The sequence below is a fragment of the Streptococcus sp. GMD3S genome (genome assembly GCF_000298695.2).
Taxonomy (GTDB): Bacteria; Bacillota; Bacilli; order Lactobacillales; family Streptococcaceae; genus Streptococcus.
Map to the genome: position 1 here is coordinate 101,450 of NZ_AJRC02000006.1, position 17,029 is coordinate 118,478.

General features: G+C 44.0%; 14 protein-coding genes. 12 read left to right on the forward strand and 2 right to left on the reverse strand.

The window, feature by feature from the left end; genetic code table 11:
- The first annotated feature begins 70 nt into the window (after nucleotides 1–70).
- The 6 genes from pbp1b (at nucleotide 71) to GMD3S_RS0204540 (ending at nucleotide 6,757) form a co-directional block, all read left to right on the forward strand.
- A complete protein-coding gene (pbp1b, locus tag GMD3S_RS0204515) occupies nucleotides 71–2,578 on the forward strand; it encodes a penicillin-binding protein PBP1B (RefSeq protein ID WP_000664444.1) in 2,508 nt (835 codons plus the stop codon).
- A 77-nt stretch (nucleotides 2,579–2,655) separates the two neighbouring features.
- On the forward strand, nucleotides 2,656–3,567 hold the full coding sequence (locus tag GMD3S_RS0204520; RefSeq protein ID WP_008284424.1) for a DMT family transporter: 912 nt from the start codon (nucleotides 2,656–2,658) through the stop codon (nucleotides 3,565–3,567).
- An 84-nt stretch (nucleotides 3,568–3,651) separates the two neighbouring features.
- A complete protein-coding gene (gene dapD, locus GMD3S_RS0204525; RefSeq protein WP_000127448.1) occupies nucleotides 3,652–4,350 on the forward strand; it encodes a 2,3,4,5-tetrahydropyridine-2,6-dicarboxylate N-acetyltransferase in 699 nt (232 codons plus the stop codon).
- 61 nt (nucleotides 4,351–4,411) lie between these two features.
- Complete coding sequence (locus GMD3S_RS0204530) at nucleotides 4,412–5,542, forward strand: N-acetyldiaminopimelate deacetylase (RefSeq protein WP_000885096.1); 1,131 nt, start codon at nucleotides 4,412–4,414, stop codon at nucleotides 5,540–5,542.
- An 11-nt stretch (nucleotides 5,543–5,553) separates the two neighbouring features.
- Nucleotides 5,554–6,093 (forward strand): 5-formyltetrahydrofolate cyclo-ligase, encoded by a 540-nt coding sequence (locus tag GMD3S_RS0204535; RefSeq protein WP_000642760.1) that lies wholly within the window; start codon nucleotides 5,554–5,556, stop codon nucleotides 6,091–6,093.
- Complete coding sequence (locus GMD3S_RS0204540; protein ID WP_000658477.1) at nucleotides 6,077–6,757, forward strand: rhomboid family intramembrane serine protease; 681 nt, start codon at nucleotides 6,077–6,079, stop codon at nucleotides 6,755–6,757. Before GMD3S_RS0204535 ends, GMD3S_RS0204540 begins: the two co-directional genes overlap by 17 nt.
- 118 nt (nucleotides 6,758–6,875) lie before the next feature.
- Here GMD3S_RS0204540 and galU read toward each other — a convergent pair whose 3' ends face one another.
- Entirely contained in the window at nucleotides 6,876–7,775 is a 900-nt protein-coding gene (gene galU, locus GMD3S_RS0204545) for a UTP--glucose-1-phosphate uridylyltransferase GalU (RefSeq protein ID WP_000811022.1), read from the reverse strand.
- A 21-nt stretch (nucleotides 7,776–7,796) separates the two neighbouring features.
- A complete protein-coding gene (locus tag GMD3S_RS0204550; protein WP_000745029.1) occupies nucleotides 7,797–8,813 on the reverse strand; it encodes an NAD(P)H-dependent glycerol-3-phosphate dehydrogenase in 1,017 nt (338 codons plus the stop codon).
- 206 nt (nucleotides 8,814–9,019) lie between these two features.
- Here GMD3S_RS0204550 and GMD3S_RS0204555 point away from each other — a divergent pair, with 206 nt between their 5' ends.
- The 6 genes from GMD3S_RS0204555 to GMD3S_RS0204580 all read left to right on the forward strand — a co-directional run bounded on the left by GMD3S_RS0204555 (nucleotide 9,020) and on the right by GMD3S_RS0204580 (nucleotide 16,875).
- Complete coding sequence (locus GMD3S_RS0204555) at nucleotides 9,020–10,726, forward strand: ABC transporter ATP-binding protein (RefSeq protein ID WP_000905730.1); 1,707 nt, start codon at nucleotides 9,020–9,022, stop codon at nucleotides 10,724–10,726.
- A gap of 1 nt (nucleotide 10,727) precedes the next feature.
- Nucleotides 10,728–12,494 carry an ABC transporter ATP-binding protein gene (locus tag GMD3S_RS0204560; RefSeq protein ID WP_000859993.1) on the forward strand — a complete coding sequence of 589 codons (1,767 nt, stop codon included), beginning with the start codon at nucleotides 10,728–10,730 and terminating at the stop codon, nucleotides 12,492–12,494.
- A gap of 138 nt (nucleotides 12,495–12,632) precedes the next feature.
- A complete protein-coding gene (locus GMD3S_RS0204565; RefSeq protein ID WP_000124763.1) occupies nucleotides 12,633–13,322 on the forward strand; it encodes a gamma-glutamyl-gamma-aminobutyrate hydrolase family protein in 690 nt (229 codons plus the stop codon).
- 168 nt (nucleotides 13,323–13,490) lie between these two features.
- Nucleotides 13,491–14,840, forward strand: a complete 1,350-nt coding sequence (locus GMD3S_RS0204570; protein WP_000018241.1) for a glucose-6-phosphate isomerase — start codon at nucleotides 13,491–13,493, stop codon at nucleotides 14,838–14,840.
- A gap of 127 nt (nucleotides 14,841–14,967) precedes the next feature.
- Nucleotides 14,968–16,428, forward strand: a complete 1,461-nt coding sequence (gene gltX, locus GMD3S_RS0204575; protein WP_000031046.1) for a glutamate--tRNA ligase — start codon at nucleotides 14,968–14,970, stop codon at nucleotides 16,426–16,428.
- A gap of 12 nt (nucleotides 16,429–16,440) precedes the next feature.
- Complete coding sequence (locus tag GMD3S_RS0204580) at nucleotides 16,441–16,875, forward strand: cytidine deaminase family protein (protein WP_000382004.1); 435 nt, start codon at nucleotides 16,441–16,443, stop codon at nucleotides 16,873–16,875.
- Nucleotides 16,876–17,029 lie beyond the last annotated feature (154 nt).

Sequence of the window (17,029 nt, forward strand, 5' to 3'; positions counted from 1 at the left end):
ATAGGGAAGAAAGTGGCTATTTTATTGAAAGTTTCCCTTTTATGGTATAATAGAGAAAGCGAGGACATTCATGAAAGAAAGAATTAATGAATTAAAAACAAAAATGCTGCATTTTTTCCAGCAGCTAATGCAACGAATTGTAAAATGGAAGAAAAGACTAGCAGAAAAACTGGCTAATAAGAAAACCGGTAAAAAGGGGGCCTCTTCTGACAAAGTTAGAAAGGCTGGGTCTATTTTTGCTAAAGTTTTGAGTGGGTTTAAAATAGTTTTTAACACTCTCTTTATCCTAGGCTTTATCGGTGGACTGTTTGGCGCTGGTGTAGCTATGGGTTATGGAGTCGCTCTATTTGACAAGGCCCAGGTCCCTCAAGCAGAAGAGTTGGTCAAGCAAGTGAAGGATATTGCCTCCATCTCAGAAATCACTTATTCTGACGGCAGTACCATTGCCTCGATCGAGGGCGATTTATTGCGCACTTCAGTCGCTTCAGATGCTATCTCAGACAACCTTAAGAAAGCCATTGTTGCGACAGAGGACGAGCATTTCAATGAGCACAAGGGAGTTGTGCCTAAGGCCGTTATTCGTGCGACCTTGGGAACCTTTGTCGGTCTAGGCTCGTCTAGTGGTGGTTCGACCTTGACCCAGCAGGTCATCAAGCAGCAAGTGGTGGGGGATGCTCCAACTCTAGCTCGTAAGGCTAAAGAGATTATTGATGCTCTAGCTTTAGAACGGGCTATGGGTAAGGATGAGATTTTGACAACCTACCTTAACATAGCTCCTTTTGGTCGCAATCATAAAGGTCAAAATATTGCAGGTGCCCAGCAGGCTGCAGAAGGAATCTTTGGGGTCAATGCTTCGGATTTAACGATCCCTCAAGCTGCCTTTATCGCAGGGTTGCCACAGAGTCCAATCAGTTATTCTCCTTATGAATCTGATGGTAGTATGAAGAGTGATGAGGACATGGCTTTGGGAATTAAGCGTGCCAAGGATGTCCTCTACAATATGTACCGGACAGGGGCTCTAAGTCAGGAAGACTACGATAAGTACAAAGATTATGACTTTAAGAAAGATTTCCTACCATCAGGTAGTGTTAGCGGTACTTCGCGTGACTATCTCTACTATGCAACCTTGGCAGAAGCTACTGATCGCATGTACGACTACCTCGTCCAACGAGATAATGTTTCTGCGCAAGAATTAAAGAATGAGTCCATTCAGAAATCCTATCGTGATCTAGCCGCTAAGGAAATTGAAAATGGTGGATATAAGATTACGACAACTATCAATAAAAATGTTCATGCTGCGATGCAAAATGCGGTTGCGACCTACGGCTATTTGCTAGATGATTCGACAGGCCAGCCTGAGGTGGGGAATGTCCTCATGGACAACCAAACGGGAGCTATCCTTGGATTTGTTGGTGGTCGTAATTATCAAGAAAATCAGAACAATCACGCTATTGATACCAAGCGTTCTCCAGCTTCAACCACAAAACCTATATTGGCCTATGGTATCGCTATTGACCAAGGTTTGATGGGAAGTGCAAGTATCTTGTCAAACTATCCTACCAACTTCTCAAATGGGAATCCCATCATGTATGTCAATAGTCCTGGTACGGGCATGATGACATTGGGAGAAGCCCTTAACTACTCATGGAATATCCCAGCCTACTGGACGTATCGTACGCTTCGAGAGAAGGGTGTTGATGTCAAAGGCTATATGGAAAAAATGGGTTACGAAATCCCAGAATATGGTATTGAAAGTTTACCGATGGGTGGGGGGATTGACGTTACAGTTGCCCAGCATACCAACGGGTATCAAACTCTGGCCAACAATGGAGTTTACCATAAGAAACATATGATCGCGAAGATCGAGTCAACGGATGGCCGATTGGTATACGAGCACAAGGATGAGCCTGTCCAAGTTTATTCAAAAGCGACAGCAACCATTATGCAAAGTCTCCTTCGGGATGTTATCTCGTCTCGGATTACCTCGAGTTTCCAGACGGACTTGACGACTATCAATCCATCCCTCGCTCGTGCTGACTGGATCGGAAAAACTGGTACGACCAATGAAGATGAAAATATGTGGCTCATGCTTTCTACACCTCGCTTGACTTTGGGTGGCTGGTTAGGTCACGACGACAACCGACCACTAGCCAAAGGAGCAGGTCACTACCGCAATGCCAACTATATGGCCCACTTGGTCAATGCCATTCAGCAAGCTGAACCTGGAATATGGGGGAATGAACGCTTTAATCTGGATCCAAGTGTGACCAAGTCGCAAGTTCTCCGATCTACAGGACAAAAACCAGGCAAGGTTTCCATCAATGGAAAAGAAATAGAAGTTTCTGGATCAACAGTAACGAGCTACTGGGCGACTAAAGAAGGCGCGCCAGTGACCACCTATCGCTTTGCTATTGGAGGAAGCGATGCAGATTATCTGAACGCATGGAAGAATATTCTAGGAAGCATTCCAGCAGTGACTCCTCCAAGCTCAAGTTCAAGCAGTAGCTCTGGAAGTTCAAGTTCGAGTGGCAATACTCAAAGTGGTTCTTCAGGACGTTCACGTCTATTTAATCGTTAGGAAAGAGTAGTAGCAAGGTTAGTAATTTCTCCTTGTTGCTACTTTTTTCTTTGTTGGTTTCGTGTTACAATAATAATATGAATCATTATCAGAAAAAGATTGTTAAGGGAACAGTATATTCGCTACTCTCAGGCCTAATCTGGGGGATTTGTGGGATTTTAGGAGAGTATTTTTTCACTCATTATCCAGTGTCTTCTGGATGGATTACTTCTATGCGTTTACTAGTGGCGGGGAGTTTGGTTTTAGGTCTATCTGCCTTTCAGTTGCGTAGCCGCTTGTTGGACATCTGGCGTGATAAGAAAAATTATCTACCTTTTTTAGCCTATGCTATTCTAGGTATTTTTTCTGTGCAGTTTTTCTTCTATCTCTGCGTTGAGTATTCCAATGCGACGACGGCGACCATTTTGCAATTTATCAGCCCTGTTTTTATCCTGTTTTACAATCGAATCATTTACCAGAAGAAGGCTTCTATTACAGCTGTGTTCTATGTTTTGATTGCCATGCTAGGTGTTTTTTTGATGGCTACAAAAGGGGATTTGTCCCAGTTATCCATGACACCTTTGGCTCTAGTGACAGGTTTGCTCAGTGCAGTAGGGGTCATGTTTAATGTTATCCTTCCCCAACGCTTTGCACGGCGCTACGGATTTGTTCCGACTGTTGGTTGGGGGATGATTCTGGCAGGTCTCTTTAGTAATTTCCTCTACCCTATTTATCGGATAAGTTTTCAAGTGGATCTGGTAAGTGTGCTGATTTGTCTGACGATTGCCGTGTTTGGTACAGCTTTTGCCTTCTTCCTATCTATGAAGGCTGTGTCACTCGTTTCCCCGCTGGTTGTATCAGTGGTGAGTGCTAGCGAACCGCTCTCTTCAGCTTTATTAAGTGTTCTTTTTCTGGGAATGGTCATGGATGGTTTTTTGGCCTTAGCTATGGTGTTGATTATCGTTCCGATGATTTTTTTATCTGTAGAGGAAGCAAAACAAGCCCAGTAAAGATGATTATTTGATAGTTGAGGCTTCAAATTTGAAGCCTTTTTTGGTAGAATAGGTATCATTATAACGAACCAGGAGGCACCTATGACTGCTACAAAAATGAACGCTCAAGAAATTATCCAATTTATCGCCAATGCTGAAAAGAAAACCAGTGTCAAAGTAACCTTTGAAGGAGAACTTGCAACTGCTGTACCTAGCTCTGTTGTCAAACTAGGAAATGTTTTATTCGGAGACTGGAAGGATGTTGCTCCGCTTCTTGAAGGTTTGGTAGAAAATCAAGATTATGTTGTCGAGCAAGATGCTCGTAATTCTGCAGTTCCTTTGCTAGACAAACGTGCGATCAATGCTCGTATCGAGCCAGGTGCTATTATCCGTGACCAGGTTGAAATTGGTGACAATGCTGTTATCATGATGGGAGCTGTTGTCAATATCGGTGCTGAAATCGGTGCTGGAACCATGATTGACATGGGTGCCATCCTTGGAGGTCGTGCTATCGTTGGGAAAAACAGTCACGTTGGTGCAGGTGCAGTTTTGGCGGGTGTGATTGAGCCAGCTAGCGCTGAACCAGTCCGTGTCGGAGATAATGTTCTTATCGGTGCCAATGCAGTGGTGATCGAAGGGGTCCAAATCGGCAGTGGTTCAGTTGTTGCAGCAGGAGCTATTGTTACCCAAGATGTTCCAGAAAACGTGGTAGTGGCAGGTGTTCCAGCTCGTATCATCAAAGAAATTGATGCCCAAACCCAACAAAAAACAGCGCTAGAGGATGCGCTTCGTACCTTGTAAAAATAAAAAGAGGCGGATACTTCTTCCAGCCTCTTTCTTCTATCAAAAGGAGGATCGATAGATGTTAGATTTGATTCAGACTAGACGAGATTTACACCAGATTCCAGAGATTGGCTTGGAAGAGTTCAAGACTCAGGCTTATTTGCTGGATGTGATTGAGAAATTGACTACGGGCAAGGATTTTGTTCAAATTCGTATTTGGCGAACAGGGGTTTTGGTCTATTTGCAGGGAAGCCAGCCAAAGAAGACTATTGGCTGGCGAACAGATATTGATGGCCTGCCTATCGTCGAACAAACAGGACTGCCTTTCGCCTCTCAGCACCAAGGTCGCATGCATGCTTGTGGCCATGATTTTCATATGACTATTGCCTTAGGCTGTCTCGAACGCGCCCTGGAGGAACAACCCAAGAATAATTTGCTCTTTCTATTTCAGCCTGCTGAAGAAAATGAAGCTGGTGGCATGCTCATGTATGAGGACGGTGCTTTTGGAGACTGGCTACCAGACCAGTTTTATGGACTCCATGTTCGTCCGGATCTAAAGGTTGGACAGATTGCGACCAATACCCATACGCTCTTTGCAGGGACTTGTGAGGTGAAGATTCGTTTCAAAGGAAAAGGGGGACATGCAGCCTTTCCGCATGAAGCCAATGACGCCTTGGTGGCTGCTAGTTACTTTGTAACCCAAGTACAGTCAGTTGTCAGCCGCAATGTCAATCCCATCGAGGGAGCGGTGGTGACCTTTGGCCTTTTCCAAGCTGGAACAACCAATAATGTCATTACAGACACAGCCTTTTTGCATGGAACCATTCGCGCCTTGACTCAGGAAATGAGCCTCTTGGTACAAAAAAGAGTCAAGACAGTCGCAGAAGGGGTTGCAGCAGCCTTTGATATGGAAGTCGAAGTAGAACTCAAGCAAGGAGGCTACCTACCTGTTGAGAACAATCCAGCCTTGGCGCGTGAACTGATGGACTTTTTTGAAGAGAAAGATGGAATCGAGTTGATTGATATCGAGCCTGCTATGACAGGCGAGGACTTTGGTTATCTCCTTTCGAAGGTAGATGGCGTTATGTTCTGGCTAGGTATCGATAGTCCCTACGCTCTTCATCACCCTCAGATGAGTCCTAAGGAAGAAGCCATAGCCATTGGGGTAGATGCAGTCTCTAGTTTCTTAAAAAAGAAGGCAGCAGAGTAGAGGAATTGTCTATGAAAGCAGAACTACGCAAGAAAATTTTGCAAGAAATGAAGGCTTTATCTCAGGAGCAAAAACGGGCTATGGATCGAGCTTTAACCGAGCGTTTCTTACATCATCCCTTTTACCAAGAAGCTAAGAACATCGCAACCTATCTCTCTTTCCCTCATGAATTTCAAACGCAAGAACTGATTGAGCAGGCGCTGAAGGACGGCAAGAAGGTTTTGATACCCAAAACCTATCCCAAGGGGCGCATGGAGTTTGTGGTCTATCATCCGCAGCAGTTGGTAAAAACTTCCTTTGGTTTACTGGAACCGCAAGGAGACTTGGAAGTGGTGGAACTGTCTCAGATTGATTTGATTCATGTTCCAGGGCTAGCTTTTACGACAGAAGGCTATCGAATCGGATATGGTGGAGGATACTACGACCGCTATCTAGAACATTTTACTGGTCATACTTTGAGTACGGTTTATCCTTGTCAAATTCAGGAGTTTAACTTGGAAGACCATGATATTCCCGTCCAGGAGGTGCTAATCTATGAAGGAAATCTTTGATAAACGTTATCCTGTGACTAGTTTCTTCCTCCTAGTAACCGCATTGGTCTTTCTCTTGATGTTGGTTCTTACAGGTTTAAATTTTGAACGAGCAGATACCTTGCTTCAGTTTGGAGCCATGTATGGACCGATCATTCGCCTGTTCCCTGAGCAGATTTGGCGCCTTTTTTCGGCTATATTTGTGCATATTGGATGGGAGCATTTCATTGTCAATATGATTTCGCTCTACTTTCTTGGACGACAGGTTGAGGAGATTTTCGGCTCCAAGCAGTTCTTCCTTCTCTATCTCTTATCAGGAATGATGGGCAATCTCTTTGTGTTTGCATTTACACCGAAAGTTGTCGCAGCTGGAGCATCCACTTCTCTCTACGGGTTATTTGCTGCGATTATCGTCCTGCGTTACGCAACTCGCAACCCCTATATTCAGCAGTTGGGGCAATCCTATCTGACACTTTTCGTGATAAATATCATTGGAAGTGTTCTGATTCCAGGAATCAGCCTAGCAGGCCATATCGGAGGTGCAGTAGGCGGTGCCTTTCTAGCAGTCATCTTTCCAGTCAAATGGGAGAGAAGGATGTACAGTACCAGCCAGCGAATCGGAGCAACTGTACTTTTTATCGCACTAGCCATTTTCCTTTGCTATAAGGGAATGACCTATGTGTAGGGGGGATAGTTAAATGCGAGCACCGATTCGGTTGCTAATAAGTCATCTGCAAAGATGGCTTTTTTGTTGCAATCGTCAACAAAAAACAAAGCCCTTATTTAAGAGCTTTGTTTTTCTTCTATTCTCCCTCAGCTAACTCTTTTCCGAGTTGGATGAGGTAGTCTTTCAAGTCATCTTTAACTTGGGGGTGTTTGAGAGCGTAGTCGATGGAGGTTTTCATAAAGCCAAACTTATCTCCGACATCGTAACGAGCCCCTTTGAACTCACGAGCAAATACACGTTGTGTTTTATTGAGGGTATCGATTGCATCTGTCAGCTGAATTTCATTTCCTGCACCTGGAGCTTGGTTTTCGAGGATTTGGAAAATTTCAGGAGTGAGGAGGTAGCGTCCGATGATAGCAAGGTCGCTAGGAGCATCCTCTGGTGCAGGTTTTTCAACGAAGGTTTCAACGCTATAAAGGCCGTCTTTTCCTTCGCCTTGTGGAGCAATAACCCCGTAAGCAGAGACTTCGTCGTGAGGGACTGGCATAACAGCGATAGTAGACGCGTGGGTACGCTCGTAGTCATCCATGAGTTGTTTGGTAAGTGGAACAGCCTTTTCGTCCGTGATATCCATCAAATCATCACCAAGCATAACGACAAAAGGTTCATTTCCAACGAAAGCTTTGGCTTGCAAAACAGCATCGCCGAGACCACGTGGATGTGTTTGGCGGATAAAATGCAGGCGCATGCCGGTTGTCTCATCAACCAGCTTCAAAAGATCGGTTTTCCCTTTTTCTTTAAGGTTATATTCCAATTCGAAGTTTGAATCGAAGTGGTCCTCGATGGAACGTTTTGACTTACCAGTAACAACCAAGATGTCTTCGATTCCAGATTTGAGGGCTTCTTCAACGATAAACTGGATAGTTGGCTTGTCTACGATTGGCAACATTTCCTTGGCCAAGGCCTTAGTTGCTGGGAGGAAGCGAGTTCCCAATCCAGCTGCAGGGATGACTGCTTTTCTGACTTTTTGTTTCATGATGTTCCTTTCTATAAGGGTCTACGACCATTCGTTTTCTGCTTTAAATTCATTGCTCATGATGTCAGTGATTGCTTCTTTGATGTTGACACCTTCGTAGATGACTCGGTAAATAGCCTGTGTGATTGGCATGTAGACACCCAATTCCTGAGCCAGCTCGTAAGCTGCTCGAGTTGTTGAAATGCCTTCGATGACCATGCCCATGTTTGCTTCGATGTCTGCGAGGGATTCTCCACGACCGAGAGCATCACCGGCCCTCCAGTTACGAGAGTGGACAGATGTCCCCGTTACGATCAAATCCCCAACTCCAGAAAGCCCGCTATAAGTCAGAGGATTGGCTCCAAGAGCGACCCCTAGACGGGTGATTTCAGCCAAGCCACGGGCAATGATAGCCGCCTTGGCATTGTCGCCAAATCCTAGACCATGTAGTGCTCCAGCGCCAACTGCGATGATGTTTTTGAGAGCACCAGCGGTTTCAACTCCGATAACATCCGTATTAGTATAGAGACGGAAGTAGTGATTGCTAAAGAGATTTTGGACGTACTGGGCAGTTTCAAGATCTTTGGAGGCTGCGGTAATCAAAGTAATATCGCGTACAATCGTTTCCTCAGCATGGCTAGGTCCTGAAACAACAACGACTTCACTACGAAGGTCAGCTGGAATTTCCTCTTCAAGAATAGTTGATAGACGTTTGTGGCTATCTGGTTCCAATCCTTTGGAGGCATGCATGATGACAACCTTGTGATTGAGCACCTTTGCTACTTGTTGGGCAACCAGTCTCGTTACTTTTGTTGGGACTACAAATAAAACAGCATCCACATCCTTGAGTGTTTCTTCCAAGTCATGATAGGCTTTGATTTTTTCGTCGAGTAGGATATCTTTGAAGTAGCGTTTGTTTGTATGTTGGTTATTGATTTCATCAATTTGGTCAGAAATATTTCCCCAAATTCGAACCTCGTGTCCATTGTCGTTTAGGACCTGCGAAAGGGCAGTTCCCCAAGAACCAGGACCCAAGACAGCGATGGTTTGTTTCTTCATCTTTTCCTCCTTGTAAGAGTTCTTCCTTTCATTTTACCATAAAAAGCCTTTTCATGCATCACCTGTAGATGAAAGCGCACTAATTTATAATAAGGAGACTTCTTTGACAAGATGTCTCTTTTTTGCTAGAATAGCATCAATATGAACGAATGAGAAGGAGCTGACGCAGGATGTCGCTCCCTTTATCTATTTTATTAGGAGGAAATATGCTCATTAAAAAAATAAAAACCTATAAATGGCAAGCCTTGGCATCCTTAATGATGACAGGCTTGATGGTTGCGAGTTCGCTCTTGCAACCGCGCTATTTGCAAGAGGTGTTAGAGGCTTTGTTGGCCGGACAAAATGAGGCTATTTATAGTATTGGCGCTTGGTTGATAGGAGTAGCCCTAGTCGGTCTGGTTGCAGGTGGGGTCAATGTAACGCTTGCAGCCTACATTGCTCAAGGAGTGTCTTCGGACCTTCGTGAAGACGCTTTTCGCAAGATCCAGACTTTTTCTTATGCCAATATCGAGCAATTCAATGCGGGTAACCTTGTCGTCCGTATGACCAATGATATCAACCAAATTCAGAACGTGGTGATGATGGCTTTTCAAATTCTTTTCCGTCTCCCTCTTCTCTTTATCGGTTCCTTTATCTTGGCGGTTCACACTCTTCCGTCGCTTTGGTGGGTGATTGTCCTCATGGTGCTCCTAATCTTTGCACTAACTGCCATCATGATGGGGATGATGGGGCCACGATTTGCCAAATTTCAAACCCTTCTTGAACGGATCAATGCTATCGCTAAGGAAAATCTACGTGGTGTGCGCGTAGTCAAATCCTTTGTACAAGAAAAAGCACAATTTGACAAATTTACCGAGGTTTCTGATGAACTTCTCGGCCAAAATCTTTATATCGGTTATGCCTTCTCAGTTATAGAACCCGTTATGATGCTAGTCGGCTATGGAGCGGTCTTTCTCTCTATCTGGTTGGTAGCAGGCATGGCTCAGTCAGATCCGTCTGTAGTGGGCTCGATTGCTTCCTTTATCAACTATCTCAGCCAGATTATCTTTACTATTATCATGGTTGGATTTTTAGGAAATTCTGTCAGCCGTGCCATGATTTCTTTGCGTCGTATCCGTGAGATTCTAGATACCGAGCCAGCGATGACCTTTAAAGATCTCCCAGATGAAGAGTTAGAAGGAAGTCTCTCTTTTGAAAATGTGACCTTCACCTATCCCAATGATGACGAACCTATGCTGAAGAATGTAACCTTTGATGTTGCGCCTGGTCAGATGGTCGGTGTGGTTGGAGCGACTGGAGCAGGGAAGTCCACTCTAGCTCAGTTAATTCCACGACTGTTTGATCCACAGGAGGGATCTATTAAGATTGGTGGCAAGGATATTCGAGACGTCAGCGAGGGAACCTTACGTAAAACAGTTTCCATTGTCTTGCAACGTGCTATTCTCTTTAGTGGGACCATTGCAGATAATCTTCGTCAAGGGAAAGGCAATGCCAGCGTGTCAGAAATGGAACGTGCAGCACGAATTGCCCAAGCCAGCGAATTTATCGGACGCATGGAAAACAAATTTGAGAGTCAGGTCGAAGAGCGAGGCACCAATTTTTCTGGTGGACAAAAACAACGGATGTCCATTGCCCGTGGGATTGTCAGCAATCCCCGTATCCTGATTTTTGACGATTCGACTTCAGCCTTGGATGCTAAGTCAGAGAGACTCGTACAGGAAGCTTTGAATAAAGACCTGAAAGGGACGACAACCATTATCATCGCTCAAAAGATTAGTTCAGTCGTCCATGCAGACAAGATTTTGGTCTTGGACCAAGGACGCTTGATTGGAGAAGGACGGCATGCAGACTTGGTAGCTAACAATGCCGTCTACCGCGAAATCTACGAAACACAAAAGGGAAAGGAGGAATAAAATGAAAACCGTTCGATTTTTCTGGAATTATTTTAAAGTTTACAAGTTCTCCTTTGTCATTGTGGTTCTGATGGTTGCAGTTGCGACGATTGCCCAAGCCCTCTTTCCAGTTTTTTCAGGTCAAGCAGTGACGGAGCTCGCTAACCTAGTTCTGGCTTATCAAAATGGAACTTCCGAACTAGCCTGGCAGAGTTTGTCAGCTCTGATGCTGAATCTAGCTCTGGTTGTTCTCGCCCTAGTGGTATCCAGTTTGATTTACATGACCTTGATGACCCGTGTGATTGCTGAGTCAACAAATGAGATGCGTAAGGGCCTCTTTGGCAAACTCTCTCGTTTGACGGTTTCTTTCTTTGACCGCCATCAGGATGGCGACATCCTTTCTCGCTTCACGAGTGACTTGGATAACATCCTTCAAGCCTTCAATGAAAGCCTAGTTCAGGTCATGAGCAATATTGCTCTTTACATCGGTTTGATTTTTGTCATGTTTTCAAGAAATGTGACGCTAGCCCTGATAACAGTAGCCAGCACCCCAGTGGCCTTTCTCATGTTGGTTTTCATCGTGAAGATGGCCCGCAAGTACACCAATCTCCAGCAAAAAGAGGTTGGGAAACTCAACGCCTACATGGATGAGAGTATTTCTGGACAGAAAGCTGTTATCGTACAAGGAATTCAAGACGACATCGTAGCAGGCTTTGTGGAGCAAAATGAGCGCGTGCGCAAGGCAACCTTTAAAGGGAGAATGTTCTCAGGCATCCTCTTTCCTGTTATGAATGGGATGAGCTTGGTCAATACGGCCATCGTTATTTTTGCAGGTTCTGCGGTCTTGCTGAACGATCCAAGTATCGAAACAACGACAGCCCTAGGTTTGATCGTCATGTTTACCCAATTTTCTCAGCAGTACTACCAGCCGATTATCCAGGTGGCTGCGAGTTGGGGGAGCCTCCAGTTGGCCTTTACTGGGGCGGATCGTATCCAAGAAATGTTCGATGCAGAAGAAGAGATTCGTCCGCAAAATGCGCCTGCCTTTACGGAATTGCGAGAAGGCGTTGAAATCAGTCACATTGATTTCTCTTATGTGCCAGACAAGCCGATTTTAAAAGATGTCAGCATTTCAGCTCCTAAGGGGCAGATGATAGCAGTTGTCGGTCCGACTGGTTCGGGAAAAACAACCATCATGAACCTCATCAATCGTTTCTACGATGTGGATGCAGGTAGCATTTCCTTTGATGGAAAAGACATCCGTGACTATGACTTGGATAGCCTGCGGAGCAAGGTCGGGATTGTCTTGCAGGATTCGGTCTTGTTTAGTGGGACAATCCGAGACAATATCCGCTTCGGTGTACCAGATGCCAGTCAGGAAATGGTCGAAGCAGCTGCCAAGGCAACTCATATTCATGACTACATTGAAAGCCTGCCTGATAAGTATGATACCCTTATTGATGATGAGCAGAATATCTTCTCGACTGGGCAGAAACAATTGATTTCCATCGCTCGGACCTTGATGACAGATCCTCAAGTCCTAATCTTAGATGAAGCGACTTCCAATGTCGATACCGTAACAGAAAGCAAGATTCAACATGCCATGGAGGCAGTTGTAGCAGGACGAACCAGTTTTGTCATTGCCCATCGTCTCAAGACCATCCTCAATGCCGATCAGATTATTGTCCTCAAAGATGGAGAGGTCATTGAACGTGGGAATCATCACGAGTTGCTCAAACTCGGCGGTTTCTACTCAGAACTCTATCACAATCAATTTGTATTTGAATAAGAAAAAAGTTGTCCTTTTGGGCAGCTTTTTCTTATCCATAAAAAATACTTATCACGGTCTTTTAAAAAACATATTAGACAGGAAAGGGTTGGAGTGATAAGATAAGACTGTCGCAAGAAAATCGAAAGGAGACACATCATGGCTAGAACGGTTGTAGGAGTTGCTGCAAATCTATGTCCTGTAGATGCAGAAGGGAAAAACATCCACTCATCTGTATCCTGTAAATTTGCAGAGAGCATTCGTCAAGTCGGAGGTCTTCCTTTAGTAATTCCTGTAGGGGATGAGTCCATTGTTCGCGATTATGTAGAAATGATTGACAAACTCATCTTGACAGGTGGGCAAAACGTCCATCCTCAGTTTTATGGAGAGAAAAAGACCATTGAGAGCGATGATTACAACCTTGTACGCGATGAGTTTGAACTAGCTCTCTTGAAAGAAGCGCTCCGTCAGAATAAACCAATTATGGCAATCTGTCGCGGAGTTCAGCTGGTCAATGTTGCTTTTGGTGGCACTCTCTACCAAGAAATTGAAGGTCACTGGCAAGGCTTGCCTTTTGGGACCTCTCATACTATTGAGACAGTAGAAGGGAGTGTGGTGGCTAAGTTGTTTGGCAAAGAAAGTCAGGTTAACTCAGTCCATCGTCAAAGTATCAAAGATCTGGCACCTAATTTCCGTGTAACTGCTATTGATCCAAGAGACCAGACCATCGAAGCGATTGAGTCTATCGACGAGCATCGTATCATCGGCTTGCAGTGGCATCCAGAATTTCTGGTCAATGAAGAAGACGGCAATTTAGAACTATTTGAGTATTTATTAAATGAATTGTAACGGTTAGAATCTCTAGCCGTTTTTATTCGCCCTTTCAGATTTTTTATATTTTAGCAAATTTACGCAAACGTTTGAATTCTGATAAAAATTGGGCAAATTCAATAAAAAAGCTTGAAAAAATCGAAGGTAAGCGTTATGATAGAAAAGAAGAAATTTTGGAGGATTATCATGTCACATATTAAATTTGATTATTCAAAAGTTTTAGACAAATTTGTTGCCCCACATGAAGTGGAATACATGCAAGCACAGGTAACTGCAGCAGACGAATTGATCCGCAAAGGAACTGGTGCTGGTAGCGACTTTTTAGGTTGGTTGGACCTTCCTGAAAACTACGACCGCGAAGAATTTGACCGCATCTTGAAAGCTGCTGAACAAATCAAAGCAGACAGCGATGTCTTGGTTGTAATCGGTATCGGTGGATCTTACCTTGGTGCCAAAGCCGCCATCGACTTCTTGAACCACCACTTTGCTAACTTGCAAACAAAAGAAGAACGCAAAGCTCCACAAATCCTTTACGCTGGAAACTCAATCTCATCTACTTACCTTGCTGACTTGGTAGAGTACGTAGCTGACAAAGACTTCTCAGTAAATGTGATTTCTAAATCAGGTACAACAACAGAACCAGCGATTGCTTTCCGTGTCTTCAAAGAACTCTTGGTTAAGAAATACGGTCAAGAAGAAGCTAACAAACGTATCTACGCTACAACTGACCGCCAAAAAGGTGCTGTTAAGGTTGAAGCAGATGCCAACGGTTGGGAAACATTTGTGGTTCCAGATGACATCGGTGGACGTTTCTCAGTATTGACAGCAGTTGGTTTGCTTCCAATCGCAGCATCAGGTGCAGACATCAAAGCTCTTATGGAAGGTGCAAACGCAGCTCGTAAAGACTACACTTCAGACAAGATTGCTGAAAATGAAGCTTACCAATACGCAGCAGTTCGTAACATCCTTTACCGTAAAGGCTACGCTACTGAAATCTTGGTAAACTATGAGCCATCACTTCAGTACTTTTCAGAATGGTGGAAACAATTGGCTGGTGAGTCAGAAGGGAAAGACCAAAAAGGGATCTACCCAACTTCAGCTAACTTCTCAACTGACTTGCACTCATTGGGTCAATTTATCCAAGAGGGAACTCGTATCATGTTTGAAACAGTTGTCCGTGTTGACAAACCACGTAAGAACGTGATCATTCCTACTTTGGAAGAAGACCTTGATGGACTTGGTTACCTTCAAGGAAAAGACGTTGACTTTGTAAACAAAAAAGCAACTGACGGTGTTCTTCTTGCCCACACTGACGGTGATGTGCCAAACATGTACGTAACTCTTCCTGAGCAAGATGCCTTCACTCTTGGTTACACTATCTACTTCTTCGAATTGGCAATTGCCCTTTCAGGTTACTTGAATGCCATCAACCCATTTGACCAACCAGGTGTTGAAGCCTACAAACGTAACATGTTTGCCCTTCTTGGAAAACCAGGATTTGAAGAATTGAGCAAAGAGCTTAACGCACGTCTATAATAGAAGAAAAGAGTGGCTTGCCCACTCTTTTTACTCTCTTTATTCGTAGACATTGGACTCAGGCGAGACTTGTGATATAATATAGAAAGCAAAAAGGCAGACGCCTAGAGACTTTATAGGAGAAACTATGTCAAAAGATATCCGCGTACGCTACGCACCAAGTCCAACAGGACTACTACACATCGGAAATGCCCGTACAGCATTGTTTAACTACCTTTACGCACGTCATCATGGTGGAACTTTTATCATTCGTATCGAAGATACTGACCGTAAACGCCATGTTGAGGATGGAGAACGCTCACAGCTTGAAAATCTTCGATGGTTGGGGATTGACTGGGATGAGAGCCCAGAAACTCATGAAAACTACCGTCAATCAGAGCGTTTGGAACTCTATCAAAAATACATCGACCAATTGCTAGCTGAAGGAAAAGCCTACAAATCATACGTTACAGAAGAAGAGTTGGCAGCTGAACGCGAACGCCAAGAAGCAGCTGGCGAAACACCACGTTACATCAATGAATATCTTGGCATGAGCGAAGAAGAAAAAGCAGCTTACATCGCAGAACGTGAAGCAGTTGGTATCATCCCAACTGTTCGTTTGGCTGTCAATGAGTCTGGTATCTACAAGTGGCATGATATGGTCAAAGGTGATATCGAGTTTGAAGGTGGCAATATCGGTGGTGACTGGGTGATTCAAAAGAAAGACGGATACCCGACTTACAACTTTGCCGTTGTTATTGATGATCACGATATGCAAATCTCTCATGTTATCCGTGGAGATGACCACATTGCCAACACACCCAAACAGCTTATGGTTTATGAGGCTCTTGGTTGGGAAGTTCCAGAGTTCGGTCACATGACTTTGATTATCAACTCTGAAACAGGGAAAAAATTGTCTAAACGTGACACCAACACCCTTCAATTTATTGAGGACTATCGTAAGAAAGGCTATCTTCCAGAAGCTGTCTTTAACTTTATCGCCCTTCTTGGTTGGAATCCAGGTGGCGAAGATGAAATTTTCTCTCGTGAGGAATTGATTAAACTCTTTGACGAAAACCGCCTCAGCAAGTCTCCAGCTGCCTTTGATCAGAAGAAACTGGACTGGATGAGCAATGACTACATCAAGAGAGCAGAACTTGCTACTATCTTTGAAATGGCAAAACCTTTCCTAGAAGAAGCAGGGCGTTTGACTGACAAATCAGAGAAAATGGTAGAACTCTACAAGCCACAGATGAAATCAGTAGACGAGATTGTTCCACTGACAGATCTTTTCTTCTCAGATTTCCCAGAGTTGACAGACGCTGAGCGCGAGGTCATGGCAGGAGAAACCGTTCCTGTTGTTCTAGAAGCCTTCAAAGCGAAGCTAGAAGCAATGACAGATGAAGAATTTGTAACAGAAAACATCTTCCCACAAATCAAAGCAGTTCAAAAAGAAACAGGTATTAAAGGGAAAAACCTCTTCATGCCGATTCGTATTGCAGTATCAGGTGAAATGCATGGACCAGAACTTCCAGATACGATTTACCTATTAGGTCGTGAGAAATCTATCCAGCATATTGATAATATGCTCAAAGAGATTTCTAAATAAAAAGGACTTCCGATGGATACATGGGAAAAAATGTATGAAGAAGCACGAACCTTATTCAATCCCCATGAAGTTTCTGACTTTGTTTATGCTAACCATGTTGTTGCTGCGGTAGAAGCAGAAGATGGTCAGATCTTCACAGGATTTTGTATGGAGGGCACTTGTGGCGTTTTTCATCTCTGTGCAGAACGAGCAGCTCTCTTCAATATGTATCAATTTTCAGGACAAACTAAAGTTAAGAAAATCCTCGCCTTTCGAGATAAACCTCCCTACGGCGAAGGATCAGGCATGCCCTGTGGCGCTTGCAGAGAATTTCTCTTAGAATTGAATGCTGAAAATAAAGAAGCAGAGTTCATGATGGACTACGAAACAAGAAAAACAATTAAGGTTGCTGAATTGATCCCTTACTGGTGGGGAGAGGAACGCGCGACTAATTGGCAAGATAAATAGAAGGAGTCAGTTTAACTGGCTCTTTCCCTTATCTTTTCAGAATTTTGATAAAGAGGAAAAAAAGTTCTTGACAAAGGTAAAAAAGTAGGTATAATAGAAAGAGTTGAAAAGCTCAGGTCCGTTGGTCAAGGGGTTAAGACACCGCCTTTTCACG